The 20,178-nt window shown below is 65.1% G+C and carries 18 protein-coding genes and 3 pseudogenes; 11 read left to right on the top strand and 10 right to left on the bottom strand.

Annotation, left to right across the window (positions count from 1 at the left end; genetic code table 11):
- Positions 1-64 precede the first annotated feature (64 nt).
- Both FOM02_RS42480 and FOM02_RS42485 read right to left on the bottom strand, forming a co-directional pair.
- Positions 65-1,294 carry an ABC transporter substrate-binding protein gene (locus FOM02_RS42480; RefSeq protein ID WP_027564771.1) on the bottom strand — a complete coding sequence of 410 codons (1,230 nt, stop codon included), beginning with the start codon at positions 1,292-1,294 and terminating at the stop codon, positions 65-67.
- Positions 1,295-1,410: 116 nt separating this feature from the next.
- Entirely contained in the window at positions 1,411-2,337 is a 927-nt protein-coding gene (locus tag FOM02_RS42485) for a class I SAM-dependent DNA methyltransferase (protein WP_027564772.1), read from the bottom strand.
- A 200-nt stretch (positions 2,338-2,537) separates the two neighbouring features.
- Between FOM02_RS42485 and FOM02_RS42490 the strand changes: the two genes are divergently transcribed.
- From FOM02_RS42490 to FOM02_RS42510, 5 genes and pseudogenes are all read left to right on the top strand, one after another.
- A complete protein-coding gene (locus tag FOM02_RS42490; protein WP_027564773.1) occupies positions 2,538-3,575 on the top strand; it encodes a ligase-associated DNA damage response exonuclease in 1,038 nt (345 codons plus the stop codon).
- A pseudogene (locus tag FOM02_RS42495) lies at positions 3,572-5,447 on the top strand (ATP-dependent DNA ligase). Before FOM02_RS42490 ends, FOM02_RS42495 begins: the two are co-directional and overlap by 4 nt.
- Before the next feature lie 301 nt (positions 5,448-5,748).
- Positions 5,749-6,051: a DUF6460 domain-containing protein gene (locus FOM02_RS42500; RefSeq protein ID WP_027564775.1), complete on the top strand. Its 303-nt coding sequence runs from the start codon at positions 5,749-5,751 to the stop codon at positions 6,049-6,051.
- A gap of 31 nt (positions 6,052-6,082) precedes the next feature.
- Positions 6,083-6,817 carry an MBL fold metallo-hydrolase gene (locus FOM02_RS42505; RefSeq protein ID WP_027564776.1) on the top strand — a complete coding sequence of 245 codons (735 nt, stop codon included), beginning with the start codon at positions 6,083-6,085 and terminating at the stop codon, positions 6,815-6,817.
- A 1-nt stretch (position 6,818) separates the two neighbouring features.
- Complete coding sequence (locus tag FOM02_RS42510) at positions 6,819-8,183, top strand: MATE family efflux transporter (RefSeq protein ID WP_027564777.1); 1,365 nt, start codon at positions 6,819-6,821, stop codon at positions 8,181-8,183.
- Between the two features lie 125 nt (positions 8,184-8,308).
- Here FOM02_RS42510 and FOM02_RS42515 read toward each other — a convergent pair whose 3' ends face one another.
- Positions 8,309-9,406 (bottom strand): quinone-dependent dihydroorotate dehydrogenase, encoded by a 1,098-nt coding sequence (locus tag FOM02_RS42515; protein WP_027564778.1) that lies wholly within the window; start codon positions 9,404-9,406, stop codon positions 8,309-8,311.
- The gene (locus FOM02_RS42520) at positions 9,403-9,747 is read right to left on the bottom strand and encodes a DUF952 domain-containing protein (protein WP_027564779.1); all 345 of its coding nucleotides are present in this window, start codon (positions 9,745-9,747) and stop codon (positions 9,403-9,405) included. The genes FOM02_RS42515 and FOM02_RS42520 overlap by 4 nt, the downstream gene beginning before the upstream one ends.
- 190 nt (positions 9,748-9,937) lie before the next feature.
- Here FOM02_RS42520 and FOM02_RS42525 point away from each other — a divergent pair, with 190 nt between their 5' ends.
- Positions 9,938-10,591 (top strand): S24 family peptidase, encoded by a 654-nt coding sequence (locus FOM02_RS42525; protein ID WP_027564780.1) that lies wholly within the window; start codon positions 9,938-9,940, stop codon positions 10,589-10,591.
- Positions 10,592-10,612: 21 nt separating this feature from the next.
- Positions 10,613-10,765, top strand: a pseudogene (locus FOM02_RS42530) (carbonic anhydrase family protein); the annotation flags it as partial.
- 167 nt (positions 10,766-10,932) lie between these two features.
- Here FOM02_RS42530 and FOM02_RS42535 read toward each other — a convergent pair.
- From FOM02_RS42535 to FOM02_RS42555, 5 genes and pseudogenes are all read right to left on the bottom strand, one after another.
- On the bottom strand, positions 10,933-12,576 hold the full coding sequence (locus tag FOM02_RS42535; protein ID WP_265441062.1) for a lysine--tRNA ligase: 1,644 nt from the start codon (positions 12,574-12,576) through the stop codon (positions 10,933-10,935).
- Between the two features lie 230 nt (positions 12,577-12,806).
- Positions 12,807-13,662, bottom strand: a pseudogene (locus FOM02_RS42540) (transporter substrate-binding domain-containing protein).
- Between the two features lie 238 nt (positions 13,663-13,900).
- Positions 13,901-14,491: an SCO family protein gene (locus FOM02_RS42545; RefSeq protein ID WP_027564783.1), complete on the bottom strand. Its 591-nt coding sequence runs from the start codon at positions 14,489-14,491 to the stop codon at positions 13,901-13,903.
- 24 nt (positions 14,492-14,515) lie between these two features.
- Positions 14,516-14,710 carry a hypothetical protein gene (locus FOM02_RS42550; RefSeq protein WP_027564784.1) on the bottom strand — a complete coding sequence of 65 codons (195 nt, stop codon included), beginning with the start codon at positions 14,708-14,710 and terminating at the stop codon, positions 14,516-14,518.
- 116 nt (positions 14,711-14,826) lie between these two features.
- Complete coding sequence (locus FOM02_RS42555; RefSeq protein WP_027564785.1) at positions 14,827-15,348, bottom strand: hypothetical protein; 522 nt, start codon at positions 15,346-15,348, stop codon at positions 14,827-14,829.
- Between the two features lie 264 nt (positions 15,349-15,612).
- Here FOM02_RS42555 and FOM02_RS42560 point away from each other — a divergent pair, with 264 nt between their 5' ends.
- The 4 genes from FOM02_RS42560 (at position 15,613) to FOM02_RS42575 (ending at position 19,138) form a co-directional block, all read left to right on the top strand.
- Positions 15,613-17,271, top strand: a complete 1,659-nt coding sequence (locus FOM02_RS42560; RefSeq protein ID WP_027564786.1) for an FAD-binding dehydrogenase — start codon at positions 15,613-15,615, stop codon at positions 17,269-17,271.
- A gap of 3 nt (positions 17,272-17,274) precedes the next feature.
- Positions 17,275-18,192: an alpha/beta hydrolase family esterase gene (locus FOM02_RS42565; protein WP_027564787.1), complete on the top strand. Its 918-nt coding sequence runs from the start codon at positions 17,275-17,277 to the stop codon at positions 18,190-18,192.
- 115 nt (positions 18,193-18,307) lie between these two features.
- Positions 18,308-18,658 (top strand): RidA family protein, encoded by a 351-nt coding sequence (locus tag FOM02_RS42570; protein WP_027564788.1) that lies wholly within the window; start codon positions 18,308-18,310, stop codon positions 18,656-18,658.
- A gap of 114 nt (positions 18,659-18,772) precedes the next feature.
- Positions 18,773-19,138: a nuclear transport factor 2 family protein gene (locus FOM02_RS42575; RefSeq protein WP_027564789.1), complete on the top strand. Its 366-nt coding sequence runs from the start codon at positions 18,773-18,775 to the stop codon at positions 19,136-19,138.
- Positions 19,139-19,326: 188 nt separating this feature from the next.
- On the opposite strand, the gene FOM02_RS42580 is transcribed toward FOM02_RS42575, so the two are convergent.
- A complete protein-coding gene (locus FOM02_RS42580; RefSeq protein ID WP_027564790.1) occupies positions 19,327-20,175 on the bottom strand; it encodes an amidohydrolase family protein in 849 nt (282 codons plus the stop codon).
- Positions 20,176-20,178 lie beyond the last annotated feature (3 nt).

The raw sequence follows: 20,178 nt of genomic DNA on the forward strand, positions 1-20,178 counted from the left end.
CTCACCCTACCCTCTCCCCGCAAGCGGGGAGAGGGGAAGAGACAGCAGCGTACGCTGCCCTTTCCTACTCCGACATCGGCTTGTCGGAGATGTCCCAATCCTTGCCGCTGAAGGTCGAGATGAAGAGCGTCTTCATCGGCGTGTAGTCCTCGGGCGTGTAGTCATAGGTGACGCCGTCGAGGAAATAGGGCGAATGGAAGCCTTTGAGGTTGGAGGCCTGCTTCAGCACGTTGGCGCGGGTGAGGTCGTCGCCGCAGCGGCGCAGGATCTCGCCCATGGTGACGGCCTGGCCGTAGCCGGCAAACGCGATGGTGTTGTCGGGGTCGATGGTCGGCATGTACTTCTTGCGCAGCTCCTCGAACGCCATCACGTCGGGGTCCTTCTCCCATTTGGGCAGGCCGACCTCCTTGTTGTAGCGGATGGCGACGATGCCGGTGGCGTTCTCGAGGCCCGCGGCGTTGAGGATCGAGCGGCCGGTCGAGCCGGCCGACAGCAGCTGCAACGGCTTCCAGCCGAGCTCGGCGACTTTCCGGATCGACTGCGACGTCGCCTTGCCGGTGGTGATGTTGTAGAAGACGTCGGCGCCCGACTTCGAGAGATTGATGAGCTGGGAATCGACCGTGGGATCGGTGAGATCATAGGTCTGCTCCATGATCACCTGCGCGGTGCCGCCGGCGTCAGCCAGCACCTTCTTGAACGGCCCGAGGAAGTCGCGGCCGAAATCGTCGTTCTGGTAGAGGATGCCGATCTTGGCATTCGGCTTCACGGCAACGACGTGCCGGGCCAGGATGCGCGCCTCGGTCGGATAGAGCGGCAGGCCCGCCATCGTCCATTTGAACTCTTTCGGGTTATTCCACTTCGACGCGCCGGTGTTCAGCAACAGCTGCGGCACGCCCTTGGAGTTCAGGTATTTGTGCACGGAGGTCTGCGGCGCGGTGCCGAGCGAGCCGTAGAGCGCCAGCACTTCCTCCTGCTCGACCAGGCGCCGTGTCGCCTCGACGCATTTCGGTGCGCTATAGGCATCGTCCATGGTGAGGAATTTGATCTTGCGTCCGTTGATGCCACCCTTCTCGTTCAGCATCTGGAAATAGGCTTCACCGATACGCCCGAGCACGCCGTAGAGCGAGCCGGGACCGGAATGCGGCACGGTCTGGCCGATCTTGATCTCGGTGTCGCTGGCGCCCGCATCGTATTTCTTCTCCGCGGCCCAGACATACGGCGCGGGCACAGTGGAGGCGGCGATGGTGGCGAGCGCACCGGCGCTGAAATCGCGCCGCGATGGATTCTTGGTCATTGTTGTTTTCTCCCTGGTGCGCGCATTGTGCTGGGAAGGCAGCATCGCTCGCAAGTAGGAAGTCGTCGCTTTGCGACGCAATGACGCTCAAATCACGCGAGTTGCAGCGCCTAGACTCAAGTTTTCTCGGCGACGACGACGAGGCCGCGCACCGGCTCGTTGTTCTCGTTGCGCGGCGAGGCCGGCTCCAGTGTGAGAAGCTTGAGCCCGGCTTTCGCAATGGCGCCGCGGACATATTCCGCCGAATGGGCATAGCGCAGACCTTCGCCGAGCACGATGCCGCTGCCGTCATGCGTCTCCAGCGTGAAGGCGAGCACGCCGCCGGATACGAGCGCGCGCCTCGCTTCAGTGAGAACAGCCGCGAGATCGGAGAGATAGACGAACGCGTCCGCGGCGACGACGAGGTTCGCACTCGCGTCAGCCTTGGTGCGGAGGCCTTCGATCATGTCGGCGACTTCGAGCTCGGCATAGAGCCCGGTGGTGCGCGCCTCCTTGATCATGCCGGGCGACAGGTCGATGCCGATGAAATGGTCGACCTGTTTGGCGAAGGCTGCGGCCGCTAGGCCAGTGCCGCAACCGAGATCGATGGTGCGTTTGAAGAAGGCCGGCTTCTTCGCGGCGACGCGCGCGGCCAGCACCGCCTTGAAGATCAGCGCAGGCGCGCGGTAGCCGAGATCGTTGATCAGCGCGTGCTCGAAGCGCGGCGCATACTGGTCGAACAGCGCCTGCACATAGGCTTTCGGCATCTCCGCCATCTCAGTGTCGCCGAGCCGCATCAAATGAAGGCCGGCGCCGTGCTGATCCTCGGGATCGGAGGCGCGCGCCCTGCGGAAGGCCTCGATCGCCTTGTCACGCTCGCCGAGTTGCTGGCGGATCTCGCCGAGCGTGAACCAGGCCGAGGTGAACTCAGGTGCAAGCTCGATCGCCTGCTCCAGCAGGTCGGCGGCGGCGGGCAGGTCGCCCTTGAGCTGGAGGTCGCGCGCGAACTCGAAACGGCGGTCGGCCATGAGATCGCCGGAGGTCAGGAAAAGGCGGAGGGGCATCGGGAACTTGGCTCGTCATTGCCGAGCTTCCCCGGCAATCCATCAAAAAAGCAACTCTTTAAGAGGATGGATGCGCGGGTCCCGCCTCCGCTAATTAGCTTCGGCGGGCTTTTACACTACTGGGCCGGCGAAGCCTAGCGGAGACGGCAAGCCCGCGCATGACGGGTTAATTTGGAGCGACCGCTCCCTATATGACAACCATGCGTCCTCAAGACATCCTGCTGCCAGCTGCTGCCGGCCTGTGCTGCAAGCCCGGCGGCTTCCACATCGATCCTGTCCGTCCCGTGGAGCGGGCCGTGATCACCCACGGCCATTCCGACCATGCCCGCGCCGGCCATGGCGCCGTGCTGGCGACGCAGGAAACGCTGGATATGATGCGGCTACGCTATGGCGAGAATTTCGCCGGCTCGACGCAAGTCATCCGCTATGGCGAGGAGATCAGGCTGGACGACGTCAAGGTCAAGTTTCACCCGGCCGGCCATGTGCTGGGCTCGGCGCAGATCGCGGTGACCTGCAAGGACACCTGCATCGTCGCCTCCGGCGACTACAAGGACGCGCCCGACCCGACCTGCACGCCGTTCGAGCTCGTGCCTTGCGACGTTTTCATCACCGAGGCGACGTTCGGCCTGCCGGTATTCCGGCACGGCAATGCGGCCGATGAGGTGAAGAAGCTGCTGGCCTCCGTCGCGCTGTTTCCGGAGCGGGCCCATCTCGTCGGCGCCTATTCGCTTGGCAAGGCGCAGCGCGTGATCGCGCTGCTGCGGCAGGCCGGCTTTGATGCGCCGATCTATCTGCATGGCGCGATGGAGAAGATCACCGAATATTATCAGAGCCGCGGCATCGACCTCGGCGAGCTCAGGCCGGTGAAGGGCGTGAAGAAGGCAGCGCTCGCCGGCACCATCACGCTGGCGCCGCCCTCGGCCACGTCGGATATCTGGACGCGGCGCTTCCCTGACCCTGTCACCGCCTTCGCCTCGGGCTGGATGCGCGTGCGCGCCCGGGCGCGGCAGGGTGGCGTCGAATTGCCGCTGGTGATCTCCGACCACGCCGACTGGGACGGTCTCACCGCCACGATCACGGCGACCGGCGCAGGCGAGATCTGGGTCACCCACGGCCAGGAAGATGCGATGGTGCATTGGTGCAAGACGCAAGGTTTGCGAGCACAGCCGCTCGATCTCGTCGGCTATGGCGACGAGGAGGAGAGCGAGACGCCGACTGCCGATGAGGCCGAGGCATGAACCGCTTCGCCGAGCTTCTCGACCGCCTCGCCTACGAGCCCGGCCGCAACAACAAGCTGCGGCTGATCACCGGCTATTTTCGCGAGGTCGGCGATCCCGACCGCGGCTATGCACTGGCCGCGCTCACCGGCGCGCTGAGCTTCAAGCACGCCAAGCCGGCGCTGATCCGCGACCTCATCGCATCGCGGACAGATGAGGTGCTGTTCGGGTTGAGTTACGACTATGTCGGCGACCTCTCGGAGACGGTCGCGCTGATGTGGCCGAAGGCGCAGAACAACGCACAATCTTTTCCGGGCCACCCCTCTCCCCCGCCCTCCCCCACAAGGGGGGAGGGAGCGCAGTTGCGTGCGCGGCAGCTATTGAACGCGACGACTGACAGTGAATCATCGCGTGATGGACGCACCGCTCTCACCGTTCCCTCCCCCCTTGCGGGGGGAGGGTCAGGGAGAGGGGTACCGCGGGCGAGATGCCAGCGATGCGCTTCACCCAAGCAACCACAACAACCCTCCCCCACCGACGCTGACCGAAGTCGTCACCACGCTCCGCACACTCGGCAAGACCGAGCTGCCAAAGCAGCTCGAACGCTGGCTCGACGAGCTGGATGAAACCGGCCGCTGGGCGCTCTTGAAGCTCGTCACCGGCGCGCTGCGCATCGGCATCTCCGCGCGGCTGGCGAAGACTGCCGCCGCAGCGCTCGGCGACAAGGACCCGCATGAGGTCGAATTGATCTGGCCAGGCCTTGCGCCGCCCTATCTCGACCTGTTCGCCTGGCTGGAAGGACGCGCCGACAAGCCGGTCAATCGCGATCCCGCACCGTTCCGGCCCGTGATGCTGGCGCACGCGATCGAGGACGCGGATTTCCAAAGTCTCGATCCCGCCGACTACATCGCCGAATGGAAATGGGACGGCATCCGCGTGCAGGCGGTGGCCGGCCGCGACGACCGCGGCCACATCACCGCGCGGCTCTATTCGCGCACCGGCGAGGACATCACAGGAAGCTTTCCCGATCTCGTGCCGTCGCTGCGGCTGCCCGGCGCGATCGACGGCGAGCTCTTGATCCTGCGCGAAGGCCGCGTCCAAAGCTTCAACGTCCTGCAGCAGCGGCTCAACCGCAAGGTCGTCTCGCCCAAGCTGATCAAGGAGTTTCCGATTCACTTGCGCGCCTACGATCTGCTCGGTGACGACGAGAACGATCTGCGCGAATTGCCGTTCGCGGAGCGGCGCGAACGGCTGGAGACCTTCATCAAGAAGCTGGACGATCCCCGCATCGATCTCTCGCCGACCGTTCCTTTTGCAAGCTGGGACGCGCTCACCGCGGCACGCGCCGATCCCGCAAGTGCCGGCGCGGGCGAAGACGCGGACGCCGTCGAGGGCGTGATGCTGAAGCGGCGCGATGCGCCTTATCTGCCGGGACGGCCAAAGGGCCAGTGGTGGAAGTGGAAGCGTGATCCGCACATCATCGACGCCGTGCTGATGTATGCGCAGCGCGGCCACGGCAAGCGCTCATCCTATTACTCCGATTACACGTTTGGCGTCTGGACCGAAGGCAAGAGCGGCGACGAGCTGGTGCCGGTCGGCAAGGCCTATTTCGGCTTCACCGACGAGGAGCTGTTGCAGATCGACCGCTTCGTCCGCCGCAACACCACGGAAAAGTTCGGCCCCGTCCGCCATGTCGTGCACGAGGCGGACAAGGGCCTGGTGCTGGAGGTCGCGTTCGAGGGGCTGCAGCGCTCGCCGCGGCACAAATCCGGCGTCGCGATGCGCTTTCCCCGCATCAGCCGCCTGCGCTGGGACAAGCCGCCGCGCGAGGCGGACAGACTGGAAACGCTGGAGAGGATGTTGAAGGCGGAGACGGCGGAGATTGAGGCGTGATGCCGCCACGAAGGTAGTGCGCTCCCTCTCCCGCTTGCGGGAGAGGGTTGGGGGAGAGGGTGTCTCCGCAGTGGGATTCCCCTAGAGGAGAGAGCCCTCACCCGCGCGCGGGACGATGCTTCGCATCGCCCGGGGCGCGACCTCTCCCGCAAGCGGGAGAGGTGACCGAGCCCGCGGCCGGTAATGCACCTAAATCAAATTCCGAATTAAACTCCCGTAACCCGATTGACGCCCCCTCACGGGTTCCCCATGTCCCCCGCCGTGCCCTATAATGGGATCGAATCCGCCCGAGGAGTTTGCGATGGTCCAAGACGTCAGAGATTTGCCGGCCGGCCGCAGCGACGGCCTGCACCGCTTTCTCGGCGGCTCGCCGCTGGCGGTCGCGTTTCGGCTGGTCCTGCTCTCGATCCTGGTCGGCGTCGTGCTCGCTGCAATCGGCTTCGATCCCTGGAATATCATCTACAGCATTCGCTTGCTGTTCCAGCGGCTCTGGGATCTCGGCTTCGATGCGGTGAACTGGCTGTGGCGCTACTTCCTGCTCGGCGCGGTCATCGTGATCCCGATCTGGCTGCTCTCGCGCATCTTCGGCGCGCCGCGCCGCTAAGTCCGGGTCGTACTCAGGGAGCCCGCAGCCGATGCAACTGCGTTTCGTCGGCTGCGGTGACGCCTTCGGTTCCAGCGGCAGGCTCAACACCTGCTTCCATATCTCGGGTCGCACGGCGAACTTCCTGATTGATTGCGGCGCGTCGGCTCTGCCGGCACTGAAGCGGCTCAAGATCGACCGTAACGAGATCGATCTCATCCTCATCACGCATTTCCACGGCGACCATTTCGCCGGCCTGCCGTTCTTTCTGCTCGACGCACAATTCTCGCGGCGGACGAGGCCGCTGACGATCGCGGGGCCTGAGGGTATCGAGGCACGGCTGGCGCAGGTGATGGAGGCACTGTTCGAGCATTCCTCGAAGACAAAACAGCGCTTCGAGCTCAACATCGTCGCGCTCGCACCGGAGCAAAGCCGAAGCTTTGGCGCGGTGACGGTGACGCCCTACCCGGTCGTGCACGGCGAATCCGGCGGTCCCTTCCTCGCCTACCGCGTCGAAGCCGAGGGCCGCACGCTCGCCTATAGCGCGGACACCGAATGGACGGGGGCGCTCATTCCGCTGGCGCATGGCGCGGACCTTTTCATTGCCGAGGCCTATATGTACGAGAAGGTGGTCAAGAACCATCTCAGCCTGAAGACCTTGGAACAGCACCTCCCCGCCATCGGCGCAAAACGCCTCGTCCTCACCCATATGAGCGACGACATGCTGTCGCGCCTGGACGACGTCGAACATCTCGCCGCTGAAGACGGCATGGTGCTCGTGCTCTGACATGCACGCGCCCGTCCCCCTCAAGATCGGCAGCCGCCAGGTGTTCGCCATCGCCGGTCCCGCGATGGTCGCGAACCTGACGACGCCGCTGATCGGCGTGGTCTCGACCACGGCGATCGGGCGGCTCGACGATGCCGCCCTGCTCGGCGGCGTCGCGATGGCCTCCGTGATCTTCGACTGCCTGTTCTGGCTGTTCGGCTTCCTGCGCATGAGCACGCTCGCCTTCACCGCGCAGGCGCTCGGCGCGGGCGAAACGCGCGAGCAGATCGTGATCCTGGTGCGCGGCTTCATCGTCGCAGGGCTGATCGGTGCGGCGCTGATCGCGCTGCAATTGCCGCTCTCTGCCGTGCTGTTCGACCTGATGGGCGGCAGCGCGGGCGTCACGCACGCGGCAAAAACCTATTTCATGATCCGGATCTGGTCGTCGCCGTTCGCCTTTGCCAATTATGTCATCCTCGGCTGGCTGGTCGGGCAGGCCCGCGCCAATCCGGCGCTCGCGCTCCAGGTCGTCATCAACCTCATCAACATGGCGGCGACGATCCTGCTGGTGCTCGTCTACGACACCGGCATCGCCGGTGCGGCGATCGCCGCGCTGCTGTCGGAGGGCGTCGGTTTCGCGCTCGGCATCGTCGTTTGCCGGCGCTATGCGCATGGCGGCTTTGCCGTTCCCCGCGCGACGCTGTTCGACCGCGCCAAGCTGATGCGGATGCTGGCGGTGAATTCCGATATCCTGGTCCGCACCGCGGCGCTGATCACCGTGTTCCTGTTCTTCACCGCCAAGGGCGCGCGCGCCGGCGACGTCACGCTGGCGGCGAATTCCGTGCTGAACAACTTCCTGCTGGTCAGCGCCTTCTTCCTCGATGGCCTTGCCAATGCGGCCCAGCAGCTCTGCGGCCGCACCTTCGGTGCGCGCGACGCAAAGGGTTTTGCGGATTCGACCCGGCTGGTGCTTTCCTGGGGCCTCGGCTTTGCCATGGTCGTTGCGGTGGTATTCGCACTGTTCGGCCAGAACATCATCAACTTCATGACCGCGAGCGAGGACGTTCGCCGCGCCGCGCGCGATTTCCTGCCGTTCATCGTGCTCGCACCGATCCCCGGCGTGTTCGCCTTCGGCTTTGACGGCATCTATGTCGGCGCGACCTGGGCGCGCGAGATGCGCAACCTGATGCTGGCTTCGCTCGGGATCTTCCTCGGCACCTGGCTGGCGCTGCAATCTCTAGGCAATGTGGGGCTGTGGTGCGCGCTGATCGCGTTCTACATCGCGCGCGGCGGATTGCAGGGTGCGCGCTATCCGGCGCTGTTCAGGGCGACGTTTTCTTCCCCTTCTCCCCGCTTGCGGGGGCGAGACGAGCAGAGCTCGCTCTGAGAAAGTTGGGATGAGGGAGAGTCTCCGCAGGAGCGGTGAGAGTGGGATTCGCGGAGGTCCCCCTCACCCGGAATTTGCTCCCGCAAATTCCGGCCTCTCCCCGCAAGCGGGGAGAGGCGAAGAGCTTACATCCCCGGCCAGTCTTCCGCCGTGAGCGTCGCAGCATCGGCGCCGACGATCTCCGACAGCGAATCCCGTCCCGTGCGCAGCAGCGTCGAGGTAAGGTCGCGCTTGATCTCGTCGACGAGGCCGAGGCCCTTGTAGACCAGCGAGGAATAGAGCTGAATCAGGCTCGCGCCGGCGCGGATCTTCGTCAGCGCGGCGCCGCCGGAGTCGACACCGCCGACGCCGACGAGAGGAAATGCGCCCTCGACCCGCACATAGGTCTCCGCGACCATGCGCGTCGACAGGCGGAACAGCGGCCGGCCGGACAGGCCGCCCTGCTCCCTGGCGCGCATCTCCTCGCGCAGCGTGCTCGGCCGCGCGATGGTCGTGTTCGACACGATCATGCCGTCGACCTTGCGCGAGCGCGCGACCTGCACGACGTCGTCGAGTTGGGCGAGGCTGAGATCCGGCGCGATCTTGAGCAGAACCGGCGTATCGCCGGCCTTCTGGCGCACCCGCTCGCGGGCGTCGATCACCCGCGCGAGCAGATCGTCGAGCAGCGCGCCTTCCTGAAGATTGCGCAGGCCCGGCGTGTTCGGCGAGGAGACGTTGACGGTGAAGTAGCTCGCCACCGGCGCGAAGGTCTCGATCAGCTTGACGTAATCGCCGACGCGGTCAGGCGAATCCTTGTTGGCGCCGACATTGACGCCGACGATGCCGCCATGCTGCGCGCGCGCGGCGAGCCGGCGCAGAGCTGCCTCTGCGCCGTCATTGTTGAAACCCATGCGGTTGATGACCGCTTCGTCACGCTCGAGCCGGAACAGCCGCGGTCGCGGGTTACCTGCCTGCGGCTTCGGCGTGACCGAGCCGATCTCGACGAAGCCGAAGCCGAGCCGCAGCAAGGCGTCGGGCACCTCGGCGCTCTTGTCGAAGCCCGCGGCCATGCCGACCGGATTGGGAAAGTTGAGGCCGAAGGCGCGCACCGCGAGCTTGGCATCGTCAGGGCGCGGCTTGACCGGCGGCAGGAAGCGCAGGCCCTGGATCGCCAGGCGATGCGCATCCTCCGGATCGAGCCAGCGCAGCACCGGCAGCGAGAAAGCGTCGAAGGCGCGGATCACGGGAGAAGCTCCGGTGTGTCGTGGCCGCCATCGGAGCGCATATTGAGGTTCATCACCGCGATCACGGCGCCGAGATCGAGCTCGCCATAGAGATGCGGAAACAGCTCGTCATTGCGCGAGCGCTCCCAGCGCAATTCGCTGCCGAGCGCATCACCGTCGACCTCGACCAGGAACAGCGCGCGCTGCCCGAAATAATGCTTGCGCAGGGTCTCGGGAACCTGGGAGGCCGTCGAGAAATGGATGAATCCGTCGCGCGCGTCGTCCGCGCTACCCCGGTACACGCCCTGCCGTTCCGCCTCGCGCCAGGCCGAGGCCGGACAGATTTTGTAGATCTTGACCACCGCTTACGCAGCCCTGTTTGCTCTTTGAGTCTTTTGAGTTTTTTCGTCTCTTGGGGGCCTTCAAAACCCGGCGCGACCGTAAAGGCGGCCCCCGCCGAACTCAAGAGTTAGCCACCGCCTCTTGCGCGAAAAGCGGAAAACCGGTTGATTTGCGGACAGTTTTCCTGAGTTGCGACGGGCTGGACCTTCGATGGTCAGACAGGCCAAAGCGCAGAGGATACTGACTCACGACCAGATCTGGGTCGCGCTGGATCGGCTGGCGGAGCGTGCCGGCCTGTCGCCGTCCGGCCTTGCCAAACGCGCCGGGCTCGACCCCACCACATTCAACAGATCCAAGCGCGTCACCTCCGACGGCCGTGAGCGCTGGCCCTCGACCGAATCGATCGCGAAGGCGCTGGCGGCGACGGGTGCTTCGATCGACAGTTTCGCCCGGCTGATCGGCGACGAGCCGAGCGAGGACCGCGTCGTCCCGCTGCTCGGGTTCGCGCTGGCCGGCGCGAGCGGCGCCTTCGATGAATCAGGCTTTCCATCGGGCAAAGGCTGGACCGAGGCCGCGCTTCCCAATGCCGAAGACGGCCACAGTTTCGCGCTGGAGATGTCCGGCGATGCGCTTGCGCCTGTGTATCGTGACGGCGACATCATCCTGATCTCGCCCGGCGCGCCGATCCGCAAGGGTGACCGCGTGGTGGTGAAGACGAGGGCGGGCGAGGTGACGGTCGCAACGCTGACGCGCCGCACGGCGAAGGCGCTGGACTTGCGGCCGCTCGATGCGACGCAGGGCGAGCGCACACTCGCGACGAGCGATGTGGCGTGGATCGCGCGGATCGTGTGGGCGAGCCAGTGATGGCGTCGTGACCGCACCATGACGCCGCCCTGCTCGGAGGTGGTGGAATGGCTGCTGCTCGCCGACCCGATCCAGGTGTAGGCTGCCGATGTCGCCGCGTTCGCAAAGCTCTATCCGATGAACGCGCGTCCCGTGCAGAAGGACAATCGGCGCTTCGTGCTAAGATCAATCTGAGCGGAGGCTCTAACGAATGCTGTCGTCCCGGCGAACGCCGGGACCCATACCGCGTGATCTGTCGGAGAGCGGCGGTCTTCGTACCAACGTAATCGCAATTACGAATCTTCGCCTAACTTCTCCCTGTGGTTATGGGTCCCCGCTTTCGCGGGGACGACGATGAAGCCTCACGCACTCCTTGCCAGCGCGCCGTCGATCATGTTGACCGCGTTCTGTACGCCGTAGACCGCGACGAAGGAGCCGAAGCGCGGGCCCTTCTCCTGGCCGAGCAGCACCTGGTAGAGCATGTTGAACCAGTCGAGCGTCACGCCCGGACGGCCATCCTTGCCCTTCTTGACCTGGTCGAGGAACGGCTCGCGGCGTCCGATCTCGTAGACGACGTTCTGGATGTCCTCGGCGGAAGCGTCCTGCGGCAGCTGCGAGAGCGCATCGCGCAGATCCTGCAGCGCGGCGCGCTCGGTATCAGTTGGCACGCGGAACTGCTTCGTCGGCGCAACGAAGTCGCGATAATAGTTGATGGCGTAGCCGACCATCGCGTCGAGCTTGGGATGCGTCTTGGGGCTCACGCCGGGACGATAGCGGCCGATGAAGCCCCACAACGTCTCGGCATTCTCCGCATTCGACGACGACACCAGCGTCAGCAGCAGCTGGAACGTGACGGGCATGTCACCCTGCGGCGGATGGCCATTGTGGATGTGCCACACGGGATTGCCGAGCTGCTGCTTGCCGTCCTGCTTGGGAAAGCCGTCGATGAATTGCTGATAGTCGTCGACCTGACGCGGGATGACGTCGAAGAACAGCCGCTTGGCCGCCTTCGGCTCGCGATACATGAACAGCGACAGCGATTCCGGCGAGGCGTAGCGCAGCCATTCGTCGATGGTAAGGCCGTTGCCCTTCGACTTCGAGATCTTCTGACCCTTCTCGTCGAGGAAGAGCTCGTAGTTGAAGCCTTCGGGCGGCGTGCCGCCGAGTGCTTTCGCGATCGCGCCTGAGAGCTTCACGGAGTCGATCAGGTCCTTGCCGGCCATCTCGTAGTCGACACCGAGCGCGACCCAGCGCATCGCCCAGTCGGCCTTCCACTGGCACTTGACGTTGCCGCCGGTGACGGGCGTCTCGACCTCCTGGTTGGTATCAGGATCGACATAGGTCACCGTGCCCGCTGCGACATCGCGGCGGATCATCGGCACCTGCAGCACCACGCCGCTGGTCTTGCTGATCGGCAGGAACGGCGAATAGGTCGCGCGACGATCGGGGCCGAGCGTCGGCAGGATGATCGCCATGATCTTGTCGTAGGCGGCGAGCATCTTGAGCAGCGTCGCGTCGAAGCGGCCGGACTTGTAATAGTCGGTCGAGCTCGCGAACTCGTAGTCGAAGCCGAAGTGATCCAGAAACGCGCGCAAGCGCGCGTTATTCGCCGCGCCGAACGAGGGATATTCGTTCGAGAAGGGATCGGGCACGGCCGTGAGCGGGCGTCCAAGATATTGCGCGAGCAGATCCTTGTTCGGCACGTTGTCGGGCACCTTGCGCAGGCCGTCCATGTCGTCCGAGAAGGCGAGCAGGCGCGTCTTGATCTTGTCCTCGGTGAGCACGCGGAAGGCATGGCGCACCATCGAGGTACGCGCGACCTCGCCGAAGGTGCCGATATGCGGCAGGCCGGACGGGCCGTAGCCGGTCTCGAACAGCACCTCGTCCTTCGGGCTTTTCTTCAGCCGCGCGACAATGGCCTTCGCCTGCTCGAACGGCCAGGCGTTGGATTGTTCGGCGAGCGCACGCAGGTCGCTCGGGTTCGCGGCAAGATCGATAACGGACATCAGGGGCCTCCGGGCCGCGGAAAATAGCGATTTCCGGGCAGAATGCAAAAGTTGGTGCGACTGTCGCCGCTGTGACTCCCTCTCCCCGTTCTTACGGGGAGAGGGTTGGGGTGAGGGGCTGCTTCCGCGATCACGGTGAGAGTTGGACTCGCGGAGAGTCCCCCTCACCCGGATTGCATCTTCGATGCAATCCGGCCTCTCCCCGCACGCGGGGAGAGGCGAAGAAGAAGCTAAAACGGGCTCACCGAAAAATACCGCAGCCACAGATCGGTGTAGCGGCCTTTTTCCCAGACGCGAAACAGGGCCCAGTTCAGGGCCTGGCGCAGCACGTCGTTGCCCTTGCGGACGGCGATGCCGATGCCCTCGCCGAAGAAGCGGCTCTCGACGAAGGGGCCGCCGGAGAAGGCGCAGCAATCGCCGGAATCGGTGCCGTTAATCCAGAACGCCAGCGAGATGGCATCGCCGAAGATGAAGTCGACCTCGCCCTTGCGAAGTGCGGCGCGGAGCGCATCGTCGTTGGGATAGCCGTGCAGCTCGGCGTCGGTGAACATCGCCTTGAGATACGCCTCATGCGCGGAGCCGGCGATGACGCCGACCTTCTTGCCCTCGAGATATTCGGGGCGGATCTCCGGCATCACCGCGTCCTTGCGCGAGGCGAAGCGCGCCGGCACCCGGTAATAGGGATCGGTGAAGTCGACGCGGGCGCGCAGCTGCGGGCTCACCGCCATGGAGGCGATGATGGCATCGCCGCGGTTCGAGGAGAGCGCGTCGACCAGCGTCTCGAAGCGGCGCATCTGCACCGTGCAGGTGACCTTGATCTCCTCGCACAGCGCGCGGGCGAGATCGACGTTGAAGCCGGCCGGGTTGCCGTCGGCGCCGGTGTAGTTGAACGGCGGATAGTCGGTCTCGGTCAGAAAGCGGATCACGGTCAGGCGCGACAGGTCCGGCCGGCTCCGGCCGGCGCCGCGGGTCCCAGAAGCCGGGCACCGCCTGCGGGGCCCCCGCGAGCAGGCTGACGGCCGCGGCCAGTCCAAGCAGGGCGCGGCGCACGATTTTGGACGGTTTTGCCTGTCGCGACGGGGCCATCGGCGGGAAAGTAATGAATTTCATTGGGATCGGAGGGCCTTATAGACCATCCCGCCGGGAACGCGAGCGCGGAATGCAGGTGCGCTCCCTCCCCCGCTTGCGGAGGAGGGTCGGGGAGAGGGTGTCTCCTCTGGGCGAGACCCCCAAGAGGAGAGAGCCCTCACCCGGCGCTACGCGCCGATCTCTCCCGCAAGCGGGAGAGGTTAAACCGAGACCGGGGCCCGATCGGCCCGCCAAACTAAAGATACCGCTTCAAATCGGCCGCGGCCTCTTCCGGGGTCCGTTTCAGGTTGAACGGCGAGACGAAACGGCCGTCGCGGTCCATCAGGTAGATCAGCGCGGTGTGGTCCATGGTGTAGTCGCCGTCCTTGGTCGGGACCTTCTTGGCGTAGACCCGGTAGGAGGTGATCACCTTGGCGGTCTCGGCGGGGTCGCCGGACAGCCCTTCGAGGTGGGGATCGAAGCTCGACAGATAGTCCTTCATCGTCGCCGGCGTGTCGCGCTCGGGATCGACCGAGATGAAGACGGCATTGACCTTGTCGGCATCCTTGCCCATCGCGCGCAGCACTTCCGACATCTCGAACAGCGAGGTCGGGCAGACGTCGGGGCAATGGGTGTAGCCGAAGAAAATCAGGGTCGGCTTGCCCTTCAGGCTCTTGTCGGTGACGGCCTTGCCGTTCTGGTCGGTGAGCTGGAATGGGCCGCCGATTGCGGCCGGCTGCGCCACCTTGCTGACCCCGCCCATGGCCCAGAACATGATCAGCAGCCCGAGGACAAGGCTTGCGGCGAAGGCGGTCGCGATCACCAGCGGACGGGCGGTGGAGCTCATGAGCGGAAAACTTCCTGTCGCGGATCAGAAGCAGGCGGCAAAGCCGGTCCTGATCATTTCGAAGAACACCTGGCTGCCATAGTGGAACCAGAGCGCCAGCGCGCCGAGCACGATCAGCCCGCCGACACCAGCGCCTGCCAAAAGCAGCACGGTCGGCGCCCGGCCGGCAGTGGACGAATTGTCCTGTAACGGATGTCCCGGGTGCAGCGGTTGAGCCATGACAACGTTGGGGGCGAAGGCCCGGTTCCCAGGCTTTCAGATAGGCTTTAGCCCGCCTGCGGGCAAGGCGCCGCCAAGCAGGTAAGACGCAGCTGGCGAGCCAAACGCCTGTGGTGTCAGTGAAGGAGCTGGCCCCGGGCGGTCTCGACCTGCTCCGGTTGCGGGAGAGGCCGGCGTGCCGGCTTGATCGCCGAAGCCTGGGCGTCCATGTAGCAGGGCTTGTACATGGCCTGGAGCTGCTTGCCCCTCAGGAACAGCATGTGCGGGGTCAGGCCGCCGCGCTGGCTGATCCAGCGCTTCACCTGCGAGGGATACATCGCATAGAGCATCTGGGTTGCTTCGGGATTGGTGACGGCGCGGCCGTTGCTGCCGAAATCCCAGGCGGCGTGGAAGCCGAGCGTCGCGCTCGAGGTTACGCAGATACGGTCATGCGGGATGGCGCCGAGGACGATGGTGCAGGCCGAGGCGCAGAGGCCGTCGATGATGACCGTCTCCCCCGATTGCCTGAGGTCCTGGTATCTGTCGACGTAGGTTCCAATCCGGCCGCCCCGGTCATCCGCGATGCGGACCACCGCATGAGAAGCTCCCATGCCCACGATCAAGAGAACCGCCGCAAGCAACCCCGTCAGAAACTTCATTTTCCCCGCCCCGGTCGAATTCGAATCTGCGTGTCAGGTGGTGATGCAGTGCTAGCGTCCGTCGTAACCAAGGTTTTGTCTAGGCAGGCCGGCTTGATCAAAACAAATTCAAATCCAGTGTTGCGGCGGCGCTGCACCCCGGCCGGTCTCTATCCCAAAGTGGAACAGTTAACGAGGTCTTACGCGCCACGCCCTTGATCTCAGTTACAACCGTTGGCTTCAATCCGGACAATTACAGGGGGGAACTCATGGAGGGGGGAAAGCATGGCTGAGGAAACGGACGTCATCGTGGTCGGCGCGGGACTATCGGGGCTCGTCGCCGCCACCGAGATTGCGGACGCGGGCAAGCGCGTGATCGTGGTCGACCAGGAAGGCGAGCAATCGCTCGGCGGCCAGGCGTTCTGGTCGTTCGGGGGATTATTCCTGGTCGATTCGCCGGAGCAGCGCCGGCTCGGCATCAAGGACTCCTTCGAGCTCGCGATGCAGGACTGGCTCGGCACCGCCGGCTTCGACCGCGACGAGGATTTTTGGCCGCGCCAATGGGCAGAGGCCTATGTGGCGTTCGCGGCCGGCGAGAAGCGCGACTGGCTGCGCGCGATGGGCCATCGCATCTTCCCCGTGGTCGGCTGGGCCGAACGCGGCGGCTATGATGCGATGGGCCACGGCAATTCGGTGCCGCGGTTCCATGTCACCTGGGGAACCGGGCCAGGCATCGTCGAACCCTTCGAGCGCCGCGCGCGCGAAGCGGCGAAGAGCGGCCGCCTCAGCTTCAAGTTCCGCCATCGTGTCGACGCGCTCTCCATCACCAATGGCACCGTGGACGGCGTCAGCGGCTCGATCCTCGCGCCCGACAATGTCGAGCGCGGCAAGAGCTCCTCGCGCAACGTGGTCGGCGAGTTTTCGCTGAAAGCGCAGGCCGTGATCGTGGCGTCCGGCGGCATCGGCGGCAACCATGATCTGGTGCGCGCGAACTGGCCGCAGCGGCTGGGCGAGCCGCCGAAGTTCATGATCTCCGGCGTGCCCGAACACGTCGACGGTCGAATGATTGGCATCACCGAGAAATCGGGCGCGCGGCTGATCAACCGCGACCGCATGTGGCATTATGTCGAAGGCATCCAGAACTGGTCGCCGATCTGGCCGCGGCACGGCATCCGCATCCTGCCCGGCCCCTCCTCGATGTGGTTCGACGCCACAGGCACGCGATTGCCGGCGCCGCTCTTCCCCGGCTCCGACACGCTCGGCCAGCTGAAATACATCATGTCGACCGGCTATGATTATTCCTGGTTCGTCCTGACCCAGAGCATCATCAAGAAGGAATTCGCGCTGTCGGGGTCGGAACAGAACCCTGACCTCACCGGCAAGAGCTGGCGCATGACCTTGCGCCGCGCCACTAACAAGGGCGCGCCGGCGCCGGTGGAAGCGTTCAAAAGCCACGGTGTCGACTTCATCGTGCGGGACAAGCTGGACGATCTCGTCGCCGCCATGAACAAGCTCGCGGGCAGCGATCTTCTCAAGCTCGAGCACATCAGGATGCAGATCGAGGCGCGTGACCGCGAGATTGCCAATCCTTACGTCAAGGATGCGCAGGTGATGAACATCCACAATGCGCGGCGCTATATCGGCGACAAGCTGATCCGCACCGCCTCGCCGCACCGCATCCTCGATCCCGCGCAGGGACCGCTGATCGCGGTCAAGCTCAACATCCTCACCCGCAAGACGCTCGGCGGCTTCGAGACCGATCTCGACTCCCGCGTGTTCGGCCAGGAGGGCAGCGTCATTCCCGGCCTCTATGCGGTCGGCGAGGCCGCCGGCTTCGGCGGCGGCGGCGTGCACGGCTATCGCTCGCTGGAGGGCACATTCCTCGGTGGCTGCCTGTTCTCCGGCCGCAATGCGGGCCGCGCAGCGGCGAAGGCGGTGGGGTAGATCATGCGGCGGTGGACGTTGATCGGGGCGCTTGTAGCGGGTCTCGCCGCTGCCCCGGCTGCGTCCGCCGACACCATCGACGTCAACGGCGTGATGCGGTCCTACACCGTGCAACTGCCGGCCAAACGCAGTGTCCCACTCGTGGTCGTGCTGCACGGCAAGACCCAGCGCGGCGCCGATATGGTCGCGCGGACAGCGTGGCCGCAGGTCGCAAAGCGTGAAGGTTTTGCCGTGGCGTTCCCTGACGGGCTCAACCACGCCTGGGCCGATGCGCGAACGAAGGCGGGACCCGCGCTGCGTGGTCCGCCGCCCGGCACCGACGACGTCGCCTTCATCGCGAAGCTGGTCGAGAAGCTCGTGGCGAACGGCACCGCCGATCCGAAACGCGTCTATATCACCGGTATCTCCAATGGCGGCGCCATGGCGATGACGCTCGCTTGCGCCCGCGCCGATCTGTTTGCGGCGGCCGCGAGTGTGGTCATGAACCTCACCGAGGAAACCGCGGTCACCTGTCATCCGTCGCGGCCACTGCCGATGCTGCTCATGAACGGGACCGCCGACCCGCTGGTGCCGTACGAAGGCGGACGCGGATCGAGCTATTTTGCCGCAGACGGGTTCTGGTCGACCGAAGAGACGCTCGCGTTCTGGCGCAAGCTCAATGGCTGCGAGATCGATGACGGCGAAGTAACAGACTTGCCCGACAAGGCGCCTGCAGAGCAGTCCACGGTGACGCGGATCACCTCGCGCTGTCCCAAGGGACACGACGTCGTGCTCTATCGCGTCAAGGGCGGCGGCCACCGCATGCCCGGCTTCGCTCCGGATGCGCGCTTCCCGAGGGTCGCGACCGGGCTGCTCGGACCGCAGAACGGCGACATCGATGGCGCCGAGACGATCTGGACTTTTTTCAGTCAGTTTCCGTGAACGACGCATGCATTGGCAGGCAACGCATGCGTGTCCGGCAACGCATGCGTGCCCGGGGTGGCACGCGGCAGGGCGCTGCGCTAGACAGAGCCGCCATTCCAGCAGGAGATCCCTAATGAGCATTCAGCGTTTCGAAACCGGTCCGCGCATGAGCCAGGTCGTCGTGCACGGCAACACCGTCTATCTCGCCGGCGTCGTCGCCACCAAGGCCGCCGGCGAAAGCGTCACGAAGCAGACCCAGGACATCCTGGCCACCATCGACGGCCATCTCGCCAAGGCCGGCACCGACAAGTCAAAACTGCTCTCGGCCACGATCTACATCACCGACATGAAGACGTTTGGCGAGATGAACGCGGTGTGGGACGCCTGGGTCTCGCCCGGCAACACCCCGGCCCGCGCCACGGTCGAGGCCAAGCTGGCCGCTCCGCAATACACCGTCGAGATCATGGTGACGGCGGCGAAGTAATTTTCGCGTTTCAAATTGGCGCGCGCCGATGACCTCCGAGGTAATCGATCGGCGCGCGCAATCCTTCGATAGTCAGGTCAGCCGAACCTCACGGCGCCATCGAAGGAGAGCAACATGACCGACCACACCGCCATCGCCCACTGCTATATCGATCTCTGGAACGAGCGCACGACGAGCCGCCGGCGCGAGCTGCTGAGCGAGACCTGGACGGCGGATGCGAGCTATGTCGATCCGCTGATGAAGGGCGACGGCGCTGATGGCATCGACGCGCTGATATCAGGCGTGCAGCAGCGCTTTCCCGATTTCAGGTTTAAGCTGATCGGCGAGCCCAACGGCTATGGCGACCATCTACGCTTCTCGTGGGGTCTTGGCCCTGATGGTGTCGACAGCCCGATCAAGGGCACGGACTTCGCCGTACTGAAGGACGGGCGGATCAGGAGCGTCACGGGATTCCTGGATCAGGTGCCCGCGGGCGCGTGAGGGGCTGGGTGCCACCTCAAACTCAGCCGTCGTCCCGGCGAACGCCGGGACCCATACCGCGTGATCTCTCGATTGCGAGAGGCAGGAGTAACGAACGACCGATCTTCGCCAATATCTCCCTGGGGTTATGGGTCCCTGCTTTCGCAGGGACGACACCTTTGGTGGGCGCGAGCTTTGCGCCCACCAAATCATTCCACGGCCAACCGATACGCCGCCTTCGCATTCGCCCCGAACGCCTTCTCCCGCACATTCGGCCCGAGCTTCGCGAGGCACGCCTCCAGCGCGCCCTTGATCTCGCCGTAGCTACCCGCAAGCAGGCACACTGGCCAGTCCGAGCCGAAGATCAAACGGTCCTCGCCGAAACATGTGGCGGCATGCGCGACGAACGGGAACAGCCGCTCCGTATCCCAATCGTCCCAGGCAGCTTCGGTCGCGAGGCCCGAGATCTTGCACCAGACATTACCGCAGGCAGCCAACGCTTTGATGCGATCGGCCCATTCGTCGTTGCCGCCATCGGCGATCGGAGGCTTGGCGGCGTGGTCGAGCACGAAGCGTGCCTGCGGGAAGGCCTGCGCGGTTGCGATCGCGGCCGGCAACTCGCGGGTACGGACGAGGAAATCGTAAGCGAGATCGCGGGCAAACACCGCGGTGAGGCCGCGCTGGACGTCCTCGCGCAGTAGCCAGTCGGGATCGGCTTCATCGTGGACCTGGTGGCGGATGCCGATGAGCTTCTTCCCGCCGGGCGCCGCACGCAGCCGGTCCAGCGTCTCGCCGAGGATGACATCCGTCAGGTCGGCCCAGCCGACCACGCCGATCACCGAGGGCGTCGCATGCGCAATACGCAAGAACTCTTCGGTTTCCTCCAGCGCGGAGCGGCACTGCACCACGATGCTCGCGTCGATGCCGTTCGCCTTCAATAACGGCGCGAGATCGGCGGGACCGAAAGCACGGCGGATCGGCGCGAGCTCGGGCGCATCCATCCAGGGATAGTCGGCGCGCGCGGGATCCCAGAAATGCTGGTGAGCGTCGATGATCATGGC

Origin of the sequence: Bradyrhizobium sp. SEMIA, from assembly GCF_014844175.1 — a bacterium.
GTDB lineage: Bacteria > Pseudomonadota > Alphaproteobacteria > Rhizobiales > Xanthobacteraceae > Bradyrhizobium > Bradyrhizobium arachidis.